This window comes from Mannheimia granulomatis (assembly GCF_013377255.1).
Classification (GTDB): Bacteria; Pseudomonadota; Gammaproteobacteria; order Enterobacterales; family Pasteurellaceae; genus Mannheimia; species Mannheimia granulomatis.
The window spans coordinates 318,848-333,793 of record NZ_CP016614.1; the positions used below are offsets into that span (position 1 = coordinate 318,848).

Below are 14,946 nucleotides of genomic sequence, written 5' to 3' on the forward strand. Positions count from 1 at the left end.
TTGTTAGATCATAAAATCGACGGTCTGCTCTTGCAGATTGCGTTGCTGAGCTTGACGAAGAGATTGCAATATATCGACTCTTATATGATTTAGGCTTAATAAATCAGCCCGAGGAAAAGCATCTGAAAGCTGCCATTTACCCACAATATGTGCGGGTGTGCCACCAAGTAATAAAATATTGTCGGAGACTAATAATGCCTCATCAATATCGTGTGTGACTAAAAGTGCTGCAGCATTGTGATGACGAACAATATCGTGTAATAAACTTTGCATTTGGGTACGGATGACTGCATCAAGGGCAGAAAACGGCTCGTCTAATAAAATTACTTTCGGCTTACGAGCTAAGGCTCGAGCCAAATTGACCCGCTGTGCCATTCCACCCGAAAGCTCGTGTGGCATAGCATCAATAGCATGGCTTAAGCCAACTTCTTCAAGAGCAGATTCTACCCGTTGCTGAATGTCTGATTTGGTAAGTGGCGTTCGGCATTGGAAATCCAGCCCAAAGGCAACATTATTTCTCACGCTTAGCCATGGTAATAAAGTTGCTGATTGAAACACAAAACCAACATCAGGATGAGGTTTGCTGATGGTTTCACCAAATAAATTAATTTGGCCACTTAACGGCTTATCTAGACCTGCAACTACTCGAAGCAAAGAGGATTTTCCTACACCGCTTGGGCCTAAAATAGAGGTAAGAGTACCGCTGTTAACTTCAAAATTGACAGCCTGTAGAATGGTATTGGCTTGCTTATTTTTTTCATAGCCGAGAGAAAGATTATTAATGCTCAGGCTCATACATCCTCTTTTTACTGTTGTATTGGCAGATAAAGCGAAAATAGAATAAAATTTTTATGAAGGAAAAGAATTATAAATTTTTAAATAGAACTATTTGTTATTAAAGAGTAACGGTTTTGCAAAAAATTAGTATTTTCTGACCGCTTGCTTGCTGAAAAGCACACACTTTCTCAGTAATAGGGCTTTTTTTCAGACTGTAACTGGAGTAAAGTTATTCCCTCAATAATAAACACAAGGATTTTTTATGAAAAAAACACTTTTAGCCCTTTTATTAGGATGTGCAGTAACTGCACAAGCGCAGGATATTAAATTTGCAATGGAGCCAAGTTATCCGCCTTTTGAAATGACTAATGAGAAGGGGGAAATTATTGGTTTTGATGTGGATATTGCCAATGCTATTTGTAAAGAAATGAAAGCGAATTGTACCTTCCATAGCCAACCTTTTGACGGTTTAATTCAAGGTTTAAGACAAAAACAATTTGATGCAGCAATTTCAGGTATGGGTATTACTGAGGCGCGTAAAAAGCAAGTCTTGTTTAGCGACCCTTACTTTGCCAGCTCTGCTGCATTTATTGCCAAAAAAGGCACCGATTTTACAAATGTGAAAACCATCGGCGTGCAAAACGGTACTACTTATCAAAACTATTTAATGAAAGAGAAAAAAGAGTATAAGGTGAAATCTTATGCTTCTTATCAAAATGCGATTTTAGATATTCAAAACGGTCGTATTGATGCTATCTTTGGTGATGTACCGGTGTTAGTAGAAATGATTCAAAAGCATGACGGTTTAGATTTTACCGGCGAAAAAATTGATAACCCGAGTTATTTTGGTAACGGTTTGGGTATTGCTACCAACTTAAAAAATCAAGAGTTAGTTGATCAATTTAATGGTGCATTAAAAGCGATTAAAGATAGTGGCGAGTACCAAAAAATCTATGATAAATGGATGAGCGCTAAATAAATACAAGCGGTTTGATTCTTGCAAAATTTTGTAAAAATCAGACCGCTTGTTTTAAATGGAAGACTTTCCGATTATTTTTTATCCCCCATTGCTTTTCCCTTTGTTATTGGCTACTATTCAACCTCATCCGTAGTTAGAATACTTAATATGTTAAGTTTTAACTGTTTTTCACTCTAATAAGGATCATTTATCATGAATAAACTTATTGCCTCTCTTGTTGCATCCAGCTGTGCGACTGCGTTCTCTGCTCCTATTCAACACAATAATTTCCACACTAATACTCACAATTACGAATTTACCCAATCTTATGATTTGGTTGTGCCGCAAGGTTCTTCCGGCACGACAAATTTATGGATTCCATTGCCGTCTGATACCGATTATCAAACAGTGAAATCCATTGAATTTGAAGGCAGCTACAAAACGGCGTATATCACAGAAAATAATGCCTATGGTGCGAAGACACTATTTGCTACTTGGGATAAAGATGCTCCCAAACGTGATATGAAAGTGAAATTGGTCATGCAAACTCAAGACCGTGAGCCAATGGCGCAAGGTGCGTTAAAAGATTACCAAATGCCGGAAAAAATTATCTATTCGGTGGATGTATTAGCGTATTTAAAACCCACTGCCCATATCAAAACAGACGGTATCGTGAAAGAATATGCTGATAAAATTGTGGGTAACGAGCAAAATCCGCTGAAAAAAGCTGAACTTATCCATAAGTGGATTGTAGATAATATGGAACGTGACAACTCGGTATTGGGTTGTGGCGATGGTGATGTGGAGAAAATCTTAACTACCAAAGTGTTAAAAGGTAAATGTACTGATATCAACTCAGTATTCGTTGCCCTTGCTCGTGCTTCCGGCATTCCGGCACGTGAAGTGTTTGGTATCCGTTTAGGTAAAGCTGATAAAATGGGCCAATACTCCAAAACCGCTTTTGGTAGCTCAAAAGATGGTATTGCGAATGAAAATAGCGGACAACACTGCCGTGCGGAATTCTATTTAGCTGGCTTCGGCTGGGTGCCGGTGGATTCGGCAGATGTAGCAAAAATGCGTTTAGCAGAGAAAAAAGAAGTAGCTGATGCAGATGTTCAAGCAGTGTCTAAATATTTGTTCGGTAACTGGGAAATGAACTGGGTCGGCTTTAACCACGGTCGTGATTTCAACTTATATCCACAGCCTGAATTGGCCCCGCTTAACAACTTCGGTTATCCGTATGCGGAAGTGGGTGGCGATCCGTTAAATTCCTTTGATGCAAAAGAATTTGGTTATGAGTTCATCTCCAAAGAATTATAACAGCAGCTATAACAACAAATTCATCACAATGTGTATCACCGCTGTTATTACAGCGGTGAGTTCAACTTTGTGCTGCATTGCACCGCTCATTTATTTGTTGTTTGGCATTTCTTCCCCGTGGCTGATGGAATTAAATCAGCTTGAATTTTTGCAAATTCCAATGCTAATTCTTTCACTTTGTGCATTTGGCTATGGTTTTTGGCTACTTAATTTTTCCAATAAGATTATTTGCACCAAATACTTCTCTCACAAAACCTTAGTGATCTTGTATTGGGTGGTGTTTATTATTGTAATGTTCTTTCTAACTTACCCTTATGTTTTGCCTTATATTTTAGAAATGTGGGGTGGAGAATAAAATGAAAAAATATATCGCAGCCATATTGTTGGCTTTTGGGTTGATTAATTCAAGCTATGCACAAGAAAAAGCCGTTCAAACCGAAATGCAACAAGCTGAAAAAACAGTGGTACTTCACATTCCTGAAATGTACTGCCAACTTTGTGTTTTACTTGGTTAATAAAGAACTGCGAGCGGTAGAGGGCGTAATTTCGACCAAAGCCTCAATGAAAGAACGAACCGCAACCGTAGTCGCCAAAGCGAATGTGGATAACCAAGCGTTAATACAAGCGGTCGAAAAATTGAAATATTCTGCAAAAGTGATGTAATAAACAGAGCTCAAACAATGGTTTGAGCTTTTTTCTTTTATTCATACCTCTCCCATTTTCTTATTAAAGCATTTACCCATATTTATTTTTCAAAATAAAAATTAATTAGTTTGTTTTGAAATGTTTTTCTGGTTTTGTGATCTAAATCACATTTTTTAAAATGAAAATATTTTATTATTTGCACATCTCGACACAGGGATAAAAAATCTAATTTTTATTTTGAAAAATACGGAGGTCTTTATGATCGAAACAATCACACACGGAGCAGAATGGTTTATCGGTTTGTTTCAAAAAGGTGGGGAAACCTTAGTTGGAATGATAAACGGTATTTTGCCTCTTTTAATTTCATTACTGGTAGTAATGAATGCATTGATTAAATTCATTGGGCAAGATCGTATTGAAAGGCTTGCACAACGCAGTGCAGGAAATCCGATTTCTCGTTATTTAATCCTACCTGTTATCGGAACATTTGTTTTTTGTAATCCGATGACATTAAGCTTGGGACGTTTCTTACCTGAGCGTTACAAACCAAGCTACTATGCTGCAGCCTCTTATAGTTGCCACTCAATGAATGGCTTATTCCCTCATATCAATCCGGGCGAGTTATTCGTTTATTTAGGTATTGCAAGCGGTTTAACCACCTTAGGATTACCACTTGGACCTTTAGCTATCAGTTATTTATTAGTTGGTATGTTTACCAATTTCTTCCGTGGCTGGATTACTGACTTTACCACCGCATTCTTTGAAAAACGAATGGGGATTACCTTAGACAGAGAAGTACATTTATCTCACTAACCAAGTAATTGAAATACAGAGGAATAGATTATGAGTAACAAAGCGATTTACATTGAAAAAGGCAATGGTGGTTGGGGTGGTCCATTAACATTACCTGTTGTGGAAGGCAAAAAAGTACTTTATATGACAGGGGGAACTCGCCCCGCGATTGTCAATAAATTAGTGGAATTAACAGGCTGGGAAGCCGTAGATGGCTTCAAAGAAGGCGAGCCACCTGTAGAAGAAATCGGCATTGCGATTATTGATTGTGGTGGTGTATTACGTTGTGGACTTTATCCAAAACGCCGCATTCCAACCATTAATATTCACGCAACCGGTAAATCCGGTCCTTTAGCGGAATTTATTGTAGAAGATATTTATGTTTCTGCGGTGAAAGAAAACAACATCCGCTTAATTGATGCAGACGGAATAGTACCTGTGGCGACAGAGCAAGCAAAACCTACCTCATCGACGACAGCAAATACAAAAGAGTATGACTCAAGTAAAAGAATTACCGAGCAAAGCGATGGTTTATTAGCAAAAATCGGAATGGGAATGGGTTCTGTTGCCGCATTATTCTTCCAAGCTGGGCGAGATACTATTGATACCGTGCTTAAAACCATTTTACCGTTTATGGCATTCGTTTCCGCACTCATTGGGATCATCATTGCTTCAGGCTTAGGAGACGTGATTGCACACGGTTTAACCCCTTTGGCAAATAGTCCTATCGGTTTAGTTACACTAGCGTTGATTTGTTCATTCCCTCTCCTTTCCCCATTCTTAGGGCCGGGAGCCGTGATTGCACAGGTTATCGGCGTGTTAGTCGGTACTCAAATCGGTTTAGGTAATATTCCTCCGCATTTAGCCTTACCTGCACTCTTTGCTATCAATGCTCAAGCTGCTTGTGATTTTATTCCTGTTGGGCTTTCAATGGCAGAAGCGAAGCAAGATACTGTGAGAGTTGGCGTACCGTCGGTGTTAGTTAGCCGTTTCTTAACCGGTGCACCGACCGTGCTGATTGCGTGGGCGGTTTCAGCATTTATCTATCAATAATGAATTACAAGCGGTTAAATTTACAAATTTTTTTGCAAAATGCACCGCTTGTAAACACAGAGAGAATATTTATATGGCAATTATTTATACAACGACCTTTACTAAAATTGGTAACTTCGCTCAAGAATCATTACAAGACAATATGTTAATCACTTTTAAGCAAGGTGCTCCTGCAGACTTGGAAGATTATTGTTTCATTCATAATCCATCTGAATTAAGCAGCCCTTTACAAGTAGGCGATATTGCCGAATTTGATGGCGTAGCCTATCCAATTACGGCAGTTGGCAGTGTTGCATCAGAAAACTTATCATCACTCGGACACATCACGTTCCGCTTTGATAGCTCAACAGAAGCTGAATTTCCGGGAAGTGTTCACGTTATCGGAACACCACCGCAAGGCTTATCGGAAAACTCAACCTTGATTATCAAACGTGATTAATGACGGATTACAACTTATTTCAAATTGAAAATTTAGAGGGATACATTATGAACAATGAAAAAAAAGTGGCTATCGTTGTAGGTGGCGGTCAAACACTTGGGGCTTTTTTATCTGAAGGTTTAGCTGATGCAGGCTATCGTGTAGTTGTTGCTGATTTAAACGGAGAAAATGCACAAAAAGTGGCTAAAGATATTAATGCAAAACAAGGCGAGGGCAATGCGATTGGAGTGCAAGTAGATGCTGGAGATGAGCCAAGCGTTGAAACATTAGCTAATGCTACCGATGCTGCATTTGGGCGTGCTGATGTATTGGTATATAGTGCAGGCACAGCAAAAGCATCGCCTATTTGGGATTTCAATTTAAACGATTTTGATTTATCGGTAAAAGTGAATTTGACAGGTTATTTCTTAACAGCAAAACATTTTTCTCGTTTAATGATTCGTGATGGAATTAAAGGACGGATTATTCAAATTAACTCAAAATCGGGTAAAGTTGGTAGTAAATATAATTCAGGTTATAGTGCAGCAAAATTTGGCGGTGTAGGCCTGACTCAATCCTTAGCGTTAGATTTAGCAGACAAAGGCATTACCGTACATTCATTAATGTTAGGCAATTTATTGAAATCACCGATGTTCCAATCGTTAATTCCACAATATGCAGCGAAACTTGGTATTCCGGAAAGTGAGGTGGAGCAGGTTTATATTGATAAAGTACCTTTAAAACGTGGCTGTGATTATCAAGATGTATTGAATGTCTTAAAATTCTATGCCAGTGAAGAGGCGGCTTATTGTACAGGGCAGTCCATCAACATTACTGGTGGACAAGTGATGTTCTAATAGCATAAGCGGTTGGTTCTGTTCATTATGGAAGTTGCAAAAAAATGAACAAAATCGACCGCTTGTATTTTCTTTGGAGGAGAAATGAATTCAACAACCGTCTTCATTATTTTTGCTATAGTAATGTGGCTTTTACAAATTTTATTCGGGTGGCTTCAAATCAAAGCATTTAATCAAGCCTTTATGAAAATTAGCCAGAAAGGAAAAGTAACCGTTGGGCGTAACAGTGGTCGCTTTAATCCAAAATCCATTATTGTATTGGCATTTGATGAGCAGAAAAAAGTTGTTGATAGCCTTTGTATGAAAGGATTCTCTGTTTTTGCCCGACCACAAAAATTAGATGATGTGATTGGCTTATCCATTGATGAAATCGTACCAGAAAAGATATTTCCAACGGATAAACGCTCACAGTTTGCCTTAAAAGTAGCTATCTCTTCCGGATATAATGCTTAGGATCAAAAATAATGTAATTTTTATTTCATTTTGAATATTTTTTATTTGAAATAAGATAATATAGAGAGGAAAGAATGAAAATAAGCAGTGTCATTTTTGATATGGATGGGGTGATGATTGATTCAGAACCCCAATGGGCGGAAGCCCAAATTGAAGTATTAGAAACGTTAGGAGTTAATATTACGGTTGAAGATTGTGAAAAATTCACAAGGGGTAAACGCATAGATGAACTTAGCGAAACTTGGATAAAAAAATTCAATTTAACGATTTCTAATGCCGAATTAAGTGAGGCTATTCTTGCTTATGGTTGTAATGCGATACAAAAATCAGGCTCTGCGTTAGCAGGATTACATGAATTATTGGATTTCTTACAGTCTAATAATATCAGACTTGCTGTGGCAACATCATCACCACCGGTTATTATCAAAGCGGTTTTCGATCGTTTAAAATTATGGGATTACTTCCCTATTCAATGTACTGCAATGGACGAAGATTACGGCAAACCTCATCCAGCTGTTTATCTGAGTGCAGTAAAAAACCTCGGTATTGAGAAACAAGAATGCATTGTTATTGAGGATAGCGTAACGGGCTTAATCGCAGCAAAAGCGGCAAATTTAACCACTTTTTTAGTTAATCCACACTATCAAAATGAAAAATTTTCGATTGCTGATGAAAGAATGCTTTCTCTTTTAGATGTAATCACAAAGTTAAAACAGTATTAGCATAGATTGAAATCTCCAATCGTTGCTAATTGGAGATTAAAATGAAACCATTTGAAAGACGACAACAAATTTTAGCGTATTTAGCCAATCACGGTAGAACAGAAGTGGACGTACTTGCAGCTTATTTTAAGCTAACAGGTGCAACTATTCGTAAAGATCTCACTGCTTTAGAAGATGATAATAAAGTTCTACGAACTTATGGTAGTGTGGTGTTAATTTCGGATGAAACCTTTGATAGAAAAGAAAAAGTAGCCACTACAGATAAGGAAGATAAACCAATTTCACAAAAAACAGGGATTAATCTTCAGCAAAAACAACGTATTGGACAAAAAGCCGCCGAGTTGATTAATGAGGGAAACTCTATTATTTTTGATGCTGGCAGTACAGTGCTTCAAATGATCCCCTATCTAAAACCATTTGATAATCTCTCTTTAATGACAAATAGTTTAACGATTTTTAATGAAATTTTGAAACTAAATAAATCGTATAACTTGCTTATTTCCGGTGGCACATTTCGTGAGAAATCAGCGTCATTTCATGGTTATTTTGCTGAATCAGCTTTTATTGGTTCAAATTTTGACATACTCTTTATTGGTACAGACGGATTAGATTTAGACGTTGGATTAACTACTTTTAATGAAGTATATAAAGTCAGCTCTTTAATGTGCGATGCTGCAAATAAAATTGTCTTACTTGCGGACTCCAGTAAGTTTGGACGTAAAAGTCCTAATATTGTTTGTGGTTTAGAAAAAATCCATACTATCATTACTGATGAAGGTTTATCATTAGAAATGAGAGAGCAAATTCGAGAAAAAGGCATTGAGCTGTTAATCGTATGAGGACGAGAAAATGAATCATTTAGAGAGTGCAAAAGAAACTTTAAGCCTTTATGCTCATCAAATTACGACCCTGCATCATCGTCTTTCTCAAGAGTTTAATGAAGCGGTCGAAATGATGTTAGCCTGTGAGGGGCGTGTGGTAGTCGGAGGTATCGGCAAGTCCGGTTTGGTGGGGAAAAAAATGGTTGCAACCTTTGCCTCAACCGGCACACCAAGTTTTTTCCTGCATCCGACAGAAGCGTTCCATGGTGATTTAGGCATGCTAAAGCCGATTGATATGGTGATTTTAATTTCCAACAGCGGTGAAACGGATGATGTGAATAAGCTGATTCCAAGTTTGAAGAATTTCGGTAATAAAATTATTGCCATGACAGGAAATCCGTACTCAACCCTTGGGCGAAATGCAGATGTGATTTTAAATATCGGCGTAGAGCGTGAGGCTTGCTTGAACAACCTTGCTCCAACCAGCTCGACTTTGGTTACTATGGCATTAGGTGATGCGTTGGCGATCGCGTTAATGAAAGCCCGTGATTTCCGCCCCGAAGATTTTGCTCGCTTCCATCCGGGTGGTAGCCTTGGCCGCCGTCTGCTGAATAGAGTCAAAGATGTGATGGTGAGAAATTTACCGATAGCTCATCCAAATACGCTATTTACTGAATGTTTATCAGTGATGAACGAAGGGCGCATGGGGGTTGCCGTGATTATGCAAGATGAGAGATTAGAGGGAATTATTACCGATGGTGATATTCGCCGCACGCTTGCGAAATTTGGTGCTGATAGTCTCAGTAAAACCGCAGGTGAAATTATGACTCGTCATCCGAAAACCATTAATGATTCTGTATTCTTAGCAAAAGCAGAAGATTTAATGAAAGAATTAAAAATTCATTCGCTAATTGCGGTGGATGATGATGGAAAAGTAACAGGGCTAATTGAGTTTTCTAGCTAGGCAATTTTGAAATGATATATAAATAAAAAGACTGAGACCTGTGGAATACAGAACCCGGTCCTTGAATTAAATGAGTCTAACTTTTTGGGGTCAGATCAAATTTTCGGCTCAGTCTTTTTATATTAAAACTATTTTGCTCGAGCAATTTGTTTTTTTAGCTTTTGCATTTTCTCTTTAATGCGTTGGCGTTTAAGTGCAGAAATATGATCAACAAATAAAATGCCGTTTAAATGGTCAATTTCATGTTGGATACAAATAGCGAACAAGCCGTCTGCATCGAACACAATTTCTTCGCCTTTACGGTTGAGGGCTTTGACTTTCAATTTTTCTTTGCGTGGCACTAAAGCACGGTGTCCGGGGATGGATAAACAGCCTTCCTCAATACCGGTTTCGCCACAACTTTCTAAAATTTCAGGGTTGATTAATACCACTTGGTTGGTTTTATCGCCTTCAATATCAATAGTGATTACTCGTTTTAATACGCCTACCTGGGGTGCGGCTAAGCCGATACCTTCATGCTCATACATAGTTTCAAACATATCATCAATAAAACGATTTAATTCCTCATCTACCTGTGTTACAGGTTCGCATAAGGTAGATAACCCTTCATCTGGGTAGAGTACAACATCTAATACTGCCATTTTTGTGATCTCTCTCGAAAAGTTTAAAAAATTCGTTTGGCTATTCTAAACCTTTTCTTATTATTAGGGAAATTTTGAGGGTGAAAAAATGGTATATCAGTATGATTTATTACGCTTATTGCAAGTTCCGCAGATTGGGCCGCAACGAATTGGCAGATTATTGTCAGAGATCGATTTCAAACAGTTTTGTGCTTATGATAAACATCAGCTTCGGCAAATCGGTTGGAATGAAAAGCAGATTCAGCGCTGGTTTCAGCCGGATCTAAATTGGATTGAGCAAGCATTTACTTGGGCTCAGCAGCCGAATCAGCACATTATTACGCTATTTGATGAGGAATATCCTTTTTTATTACGGCAAATTTCAACCGCTCCTCCCGTGTTATTTGTAAAAGGATATGTGGAAAGTTTATCACTACCACAAATTGCGATTGTCGGCAGTCGAGATTATTCCCCTTATGGAGAATATTGGGCAGCTAAATTTGCGACTGATTTAACCCAGAATCATCTTGTGGTGACAAGCGGTTTAGCAATTGGCATTGATGGTTTCGCTCATAAGCAAGTGGTAGCAGAAAAGGGCAAGACTATTGCGGTTTTGGGAAGTGGATTAAATCAAATTTACCCGGCTCGTCATAAAAACTTAGCTGATCAGATGATAGATTTAGGTGGGGCATTAGTTTCGGAGTTTTCACCGAATCAGCCGCCATTGGCAGAAAATTTCCCTCGTCGTAATCGTATTATCAGCGGTTTATCTATAGGGACGTTAGTGGTTGAAGCAACGGTAAATAGTGGCTCACTTATTACTGCTCGGTATGCGTTAGAGCAAGGTAGAGAGGTTTTTGCTATTCCAAATGCGATTCAAAGTCTGTATGCACAAGGCTGTCATAAATTAATCAAAGAGGGCGCTTTGTTAGTAGAGTCTGTAACAGATATCTTGGATGCAATAGCTTATCAACGACAACCACAGCAAGTCGCATTGTTTGAAGATGAAAAGCCTAAGGCGGTACAAGTGGTCAAAAAAACAGAAAATTTTGCAAAAACACCTTCGCCTTGCCAACAGCCTGAAAGGCAAGAAAAAGCAGTAAAAAACTTGCCAAATTTAACCGCTTGCCAGCAGCAGATTTATCAACAGCTGAGCTTAGAGCCAATTCCTGTGGATAATTTAGCTAAGACACTTCAAATTCCTGTTGAAGCACTATTAGTAGAATTATTAGGGCTAGAATTAAGCGGGGTGATTAAACAGGTAAGTGGGGGATATGTGATTGGTTAAGACTAAAAATGAAATAAATTTAGATAAATTGTAGAAAATATCGTGGCAACTTTATCAGAAAATGATAGAATTTAACGCTTTAAAAATAAATTTCCGATTTTTTATTCATTTTTAGGTTATATATGGCTACTGAGATTAAAACAAAAATCCCTGAACAAGTTGAACAAAAAGGGGAGAAAAGTAAAGGTGTAAATACGGCATTATGGTTGGTGGCAGTAATATTATTGGTTGTTGCTGCAGTGGGTAATGCCTATTTTGCATCTCATTTTTCATTAGTTGTTCGAGTGCTATTATTAGTGGTTGTATTAGTTGGTGCTGTGGCGCTGGCAGCAATCACAAATCAAGGTCAAAAAGCAATTCATTTTATCAAAGAGTCTCGTTCCGAGTTGCGTAAAATTATTTGGCCAACTCGTCCTGAAGCGACACAAACCACACTGATTGTGCTTGCAGTATGTGCGGTAGTGTCATTAGTGTTATGGGGCATTGACTCAATTATCGTGGCATTAATTACATTTTTAACAAGTTTAAGGTTCTAAAATGAGTGAAGTAGAAGTGAAAGAAACCACGTCAAAGCGTTGGTATGTATTACAAGCCTTTTCAGGTTTTGAAAACCGTGTTGCGGTAACATTACGCGAATACATTAAACTTCACAAAATGGAAGAGCAATTTGGTGAAGTTTTGGTACCAACCGAAGAAGTGGTTGAAAATGTAGGTGGAAAACGTCGCAAAACTGAGCGTAAATTCTTCCCCGGCTATGTATTAGTTGAGATGGAAATGAACGATGATACTTGGCACTTAGTGAAAAGCGTACCGCGTGTAATGGGTTTTATCGGTGGCACGGCAGACCGTCCGGCACCAATTACTAAACGTGAAGCGGATCGTATTTTAAACCGTGTTCAAGAAACGGCAGAAAAACCACGTCACAGAAAAGAATTCCAGCCGGGCGAAAGTATTCGTGTAACGGAAGGACCATTTGCAGACTTCGCAGGTACAGTAGAAGAAGTGGACTACGAAAAAGGTCGTTTGAAAGTATCTGTTTCCATCTTCGGTCGTGCAACACCGGTTGAGCTTGAATTCAGCCAGGTTGAAAAACACAGCTAATCTTCCGGTAAGCGGTTGTTTTTATACGTTTTTTTGCAAAAAAGAGTAAGGAAGTAACCGCTTGTAAAAAGTTTATCTAAGCAAAATAAAGTTTTGCTTGAAAAATAGTCGTGATTTCGTTAGAATTTGCGACCTACTACGAGGCAGTCTACTGACTCGTATTTTTTATGTAACAGGGGAGCCAGTATTTACTGGCGTTATTACCCATTTAGAGGAAATCAAAAATGGCAAAAAAAGTCCAAGCCTACGTTAAACTGCAAGTTGCAGCGGGTATGGCTAACCCATCACCACCGGTTGGTCCTGCATTAGGTCAACAAGGTGTTAACATCATGGAATTCTGTAAAGCATTCAACGCTCGTACTGAGAGTTTAGAAAAAGGTTTACCGATCCCTGTTGTTATTACAGTTTATGCTGATAAATCATTTACTTTCGTAACAAAAACTCCACCGGCAGCAGTATTATTGAAAAAAGCTGTAGGTATCAAATCTGGTTCTGGTAAACCGAACAAAGATAAAGTGGGTACAGTAACTCAAGAGCAAATCCGTCAAATCGCTGAAACTAAAGCAGCAGATATGACAGGTGCGACTATCGAAACCAAAATGAAATCAATCGCTGGTACAGCTCGCTCAATGGGCTTAATCGTAGAGGAATAATACAATGGCTAAATTGACTAAAAAAATGAAAGCAATCAAAGCCGACGTAGATTCTACAAAAGCTTATGACATTAACGAAGCAATCGCAGTATTAAAACAATTCGCAACAGCTAAATTCGTTGAAAGCGTAGATGTTGCAGTGAACTTAGGTATCGATGCTCGTAAATCTGACCAAAACGTACGTGGTGCAACTGTATTACCACACGGTACAGGTCGTACAGCGCGTGTTGCTGTATTTACACAAGGTGCAAACGCAGAAGCTGCTAAAGCAGCCGGTGCTGATTTAGTTGGTATGGAAGACTTGGCTGAATTAGTGAAAAAAGGCGAAATGAACTTTGATGTTGTTATCGCTTCACCAGATGCAATGCGTGTTGTTGGTCAGTTAGGTCAAGTATTAGGTCCACGTGGCTTAATGCCAAACCCGAAAGTGGGTACTGTAACGCCAAACGTTGCTGAAGCAGTTAAAAATGCAAAATCAGGTCAGATCCGTTACCGTAACGACAAAAATGGTATTATCCATACTACTATCGGTAAAGCTGATTTCTCACCTGAGCAACTAAAAGAAAACTTACAAGCGTTGTTAGCTGCTTTAACTAAAGCTAAACCAACAACTGCTAAAGGTATCTTCATCAAGAAAGTAAGCATCTCTACTACTATGGGTGCTGGTGTAGCGGTTGATCAAGCTTCACTATAATTTCTGAAAGAAGTTAAAACTTTACAGGGTCGCAAGTTATCTGTATAATTTGCGACCTTAACTTGCGAGAGCAAGCTGATGGTGCTTAGCCTATCTAAGCCCCGTCTAAGACTGTAGGGGTGAAAACTTAATTATCCTACATAGATGGTGAACAGACAGAATTTTCTGCTTCTGTACACCTTAGGCTCAGAAGATTGCAACTTGTATTAAAACAAGCGGTGATATTTTTGGGATTTTTTGTAAATTCTGCTTGAAAAAGCAGAGTGTATCAGGAGCTAAAACCAATGGCATTAAATCTTCAAGACAAACAAGCGATTGTTGCTGAAGTAAACGAAGCTGCCAAAGGTGCACTTTCAGCTGTTGTTGCGGATTCACGTGGCGTAACAGTTGAAAAAATGACTGAGTTACGTAAAGCAGCTCGCGAAGCTGGTGTGACAATGCAAGTTGTACGTAATACATTATTACGTCGTGCAGTGGAAGGCACAGAATTCGAGTGCTTAACAGATACGTTTACCGGTCCAACTCTTATCGCATTCTCAAACGAACACCCGGGTGCAGCAGCACGCTTGTTCACTGAATTTGCGAAAACAAACAAAGAGTTTGAACTTAAAGGTGCAGCCTTTGAAGGTAAAAGACAAGATGTTGCATTCTTAGCAACATTACCGACTTACGAAGAAGCAATTGCACGTTTAATGGGCACAATGAAAGAAGCTGCGGCAGGCAAACTTGTTCGCACTCTTGCAGCATTACGCGACCAAATGGAAGCTGCGGCTTAATTTTAGCGGTGCTTCTTTTTTATTCGTTTAACTT

General features: G+C 38.7%; 19 protein-coding genes and 1 pseudogene. 18 read left to right on the forward strand and 2 right to left on the reverse strand.

From position 1 onward, the window contains the following. Positions 1-3: 3 nt before the first annotated feature. Positions 4-795, reverse strand: a complete 792-nt coding sequence (locus A6B41_RS01480; protein ID WP_027073325.1) for an ABC transporter ATP-binding protein — start codon at positions 793-795, stop codon at positions 4-6. Positions 796-1,039: 244 nt separating this feature from the next. On the opposite strand from A6B41_RS01480, the gene A6B41_RS01485 reads away from it, so the two are divergent. The 12 genes and pseudogenes from A6B41_RS01485 (at position 1,040) to A6B41_RS01540 (ending at position 9,780) form a co-directional block, all read left to right on the forward strand. Continuing rightward, positions 1,040-1,756 carry an arginine ABC transporter substrate-binding protein gene (locus tag A6B41_RS01485; protein WP_027073324.1) on the forward strand — a complete coding sequence of 239 codons (717 nt, stop codon included), beginning with the start codon at positions 1,040-1,042 and terminating at the stop codon, positions 1,754-1,756. A 192-nt stretch (positions 1,757-1,948) separates the two neighbouring features. Beyond that, the gene (locus tag A6B41_RS01490) at positions 1,949-3,055 is read left to right on the forward strand and encodes a transglutaminase-like domain-containing protein (RefSeq protein WP_027073323.1); all 1,107 of its coding nucleotides are present in this window, start codon (positions 1,949-1,951) and stop codon (positions 3,053-3,055) included. Beyond that, positions 3,030-3,410 (forward strand): mercuric transporter MerT family protein, encoded by a 381-nt coding sequence (locus A6B41_RS01495; RefSeq protein ID WP_027073322.1) that lies wholly within the window; start codon positions 3,030-3,032, stop codon positions 3,408-3,410. The genes A6B41_RS01490 and A6B41_RS01495 overlap by 26 nt, the downstream gene beginning before the upstream one ends. Position 3,411: 1 nt before the next feature. Next, positions 3,412-3,718 (forward strand): annotated as a pseudogene (locus tag A6B41_RS01500) (heavy-metal-associated domain-containing protein). Between the two features lie 240 nt (positions 3,719-3,958). Then, entirely contained in the window at positions 3,959-4,513 is a 555-nt protein-coding gene (gene srlA / locus A6B41_RS01505) for a PTS glucitol/sorbitol transporter subunit IIC (RefSeq protein WP_027073321.1), read from the forward strand. 30 nt (positions 4,514-4,543) lie between these two features. Then, complete coding sequence (srlE, locus tag A6B41_RS01510; RefSeq protein WP_027073320.1) at positions 4,544-5,545, forward strand: PTS glucitol/sorbitol transporter subunit IIB; 1,002 nt, start codon at positions 4,544-4,546, stop codon at positions 5,543-5,545. Between the two features lie 73 nt (positions 5,546-5,618). Then, entirely contained in the window at positions 5,619-5,984 is a 366-nt protein-coding gene (gene srlB / locus A6B41_RS01515; RefSeq protein WP_027073319.1) for a PTS glucitol/sorbitol transporter subunit IIA, read from the forward strand. A gap of 47 nt (positions 5,985-6,031) precedes the next feature. Next, positions 6,032-6,820: a sorbitol-6-phosphate dehydrogenase gene (gene srlD / locus A6B41_RS01520; RefSeq protein WP_027073318.1), complete on the forward strand. Its 789-nt coding sequence runs from the start codon at positions 6,032-6,034 to the stop codon at positions 6,818-6,820. 84 nt (positions 6,821-6,904) lie between these two features. Continuing rightward, positions 6,905-7,273: a transcriptional regulator GutM gene (gene gutM / locus A6B41_RS01525; RefSeq protein WP_027073317.1), complete on the forward strand. Its 369-nt coding sequence runs from the start codon at positions 6,905-6,907 to the stop codon at positions 7,271-7,273. 74 nt (positions 7,274-7,347) lie between these two features. Then, the gene (gene hxpB, locus A6B41_RS01530; protein ID WP_027073316.1) at positions 7,348-7,995 is read left to right on the forward strand and encodes a hexitol phosphatase HxpB; all 648 of its coding nucleotides are present in this window, start codon (positions 7,348-7,350) and stop codon (positions 7,993-7,995) included. Positions 7,996-8,036: 41 nt separating this feature from the next. Then, positions 8,037-8,834: a glucitol operon DNA-binding transcriptional repressor SrlR gene (gene srlR, locus A6B41_RS01535; protein WP_027073315.1), complete on the forward strand. Its 798-nt coding sequence runs from the start codon at positions 8,037-8,039 to the stop codon at positions 8,832-8,834. Positions 8,835-8,844: 10 nt separating this feature from the next. Further along, positions 8,845-9,780, forward strand: coding sequence for a KpsF/GutQ family sugar-phosphate isomerase (locus A6B41_RS01540; RefSeq protein WP_027073314.1), 936 nt, complete (start codon positions 8,845-8,847; stop codon positions 9,778-9,780). A gap of 128 nt (positions 9,781-9,908) precedes the next feature. Here the strand turns inward: A6B41_RS01540 and def are convergent, their stop codons facing one another. Further along, positions 9,909-10,421, reverse strand: coding sequence for a peptide deformylase (gene def / locus A6B41_RS01545; RefSeq protein ID WP_027073313.1), 513 nt, complete (start codon positions 10,419-10,421; stop codon positions 9,909-9,911). An 88-nt stretch (positions 10,422-10,509) separates the two neighbouring features. Here def and dprA point away from each other — a divergent pair, with 88 nt between their 5' ends. The 6 genes from dprA to rplJ all read left to right on the forward strand — a co-directional run bounded on the left by dprA (position 10,510) and on the right by rplJ (position 14,912). Next, the gene (dprA, locus tag A6B41_RS01550) at positions 10,510-11,688 is read left to right on the forward strand and encodes a DNA-processing protein DprA (RefSeq protein ID WP_027073312.1); all 1,179 of its coding nucleotides are present in this window, start codon (positions 10,510-10,512) and stop codon (positions 11,686-11,688) included. A gap of 122 nt (positions 11,689-11,810) precedes the next feature. Beyond that, positions 11,811-12,224 carry a preprotein translocase subunit SecE gene (gene secE / locus A6B41_RS01555; RefSeq protein ID WP_027073311.1) on the forward strand — a complete coding sequence of 138 codons (414 nt, stop codon included), beginning with the start codon at positions 11,811-11,813 and terminating at the stop codon, positions 12,222-12,224. 1 nt (position 12,225) lies between these two features. After that, positions 12,226-12,789, forward strand: coding sequence for a transcription termination/antitermination protein NusG (gene nusG, locus A6B41_RS01560; protein WP_027073310.1), 564 nt, complete (start codon positions 12,226-12,228; stop codon positions 12,787-12,789). A gap of 224 nt (positions 12,790-13,013) precedes the next feature. After that, positions 13,014-13,442 (forward strand): 50S ribosomal protein L11, encoded by a 429-nt coding sequence (gene rplK, locus A6B41_RS01565; RefSeq protein ID WP_006248758.1) that lies wholly within the window; start codon positions 13,014-13,016, stop codon positions 13,440-13,442. 4 nt (positions 13,443-13,446) lie between these two features. Continuing rightward, complete coding sequence (gene rplA, locus A6B41_RS01570; protein ID WP_027073309.1) at positions 13,447-14,136, forward strand: 50S ribosomal protein L1; 690 nt, start codon at positions 13,447-13,449, stop codon at positions 14,134-14,136. 284 nt (positions 14,137-14,420) lie between these two features. After that, the gene (gene rplJ / locus A6B41_RS01575) at positions 14,421-14,912 is read left to right on the forward strand and encodes a 50S ribosomal protein L10 (protein WP_025235143.1); all 492 of its coding nucleotides are present in this window, start codon (positions 14,421-14,423) and stop codon (positions 14,910-14,912) included. The last annotated feature ends 34 nt before the right edge of the window (positions 14,913-14,946 follow it).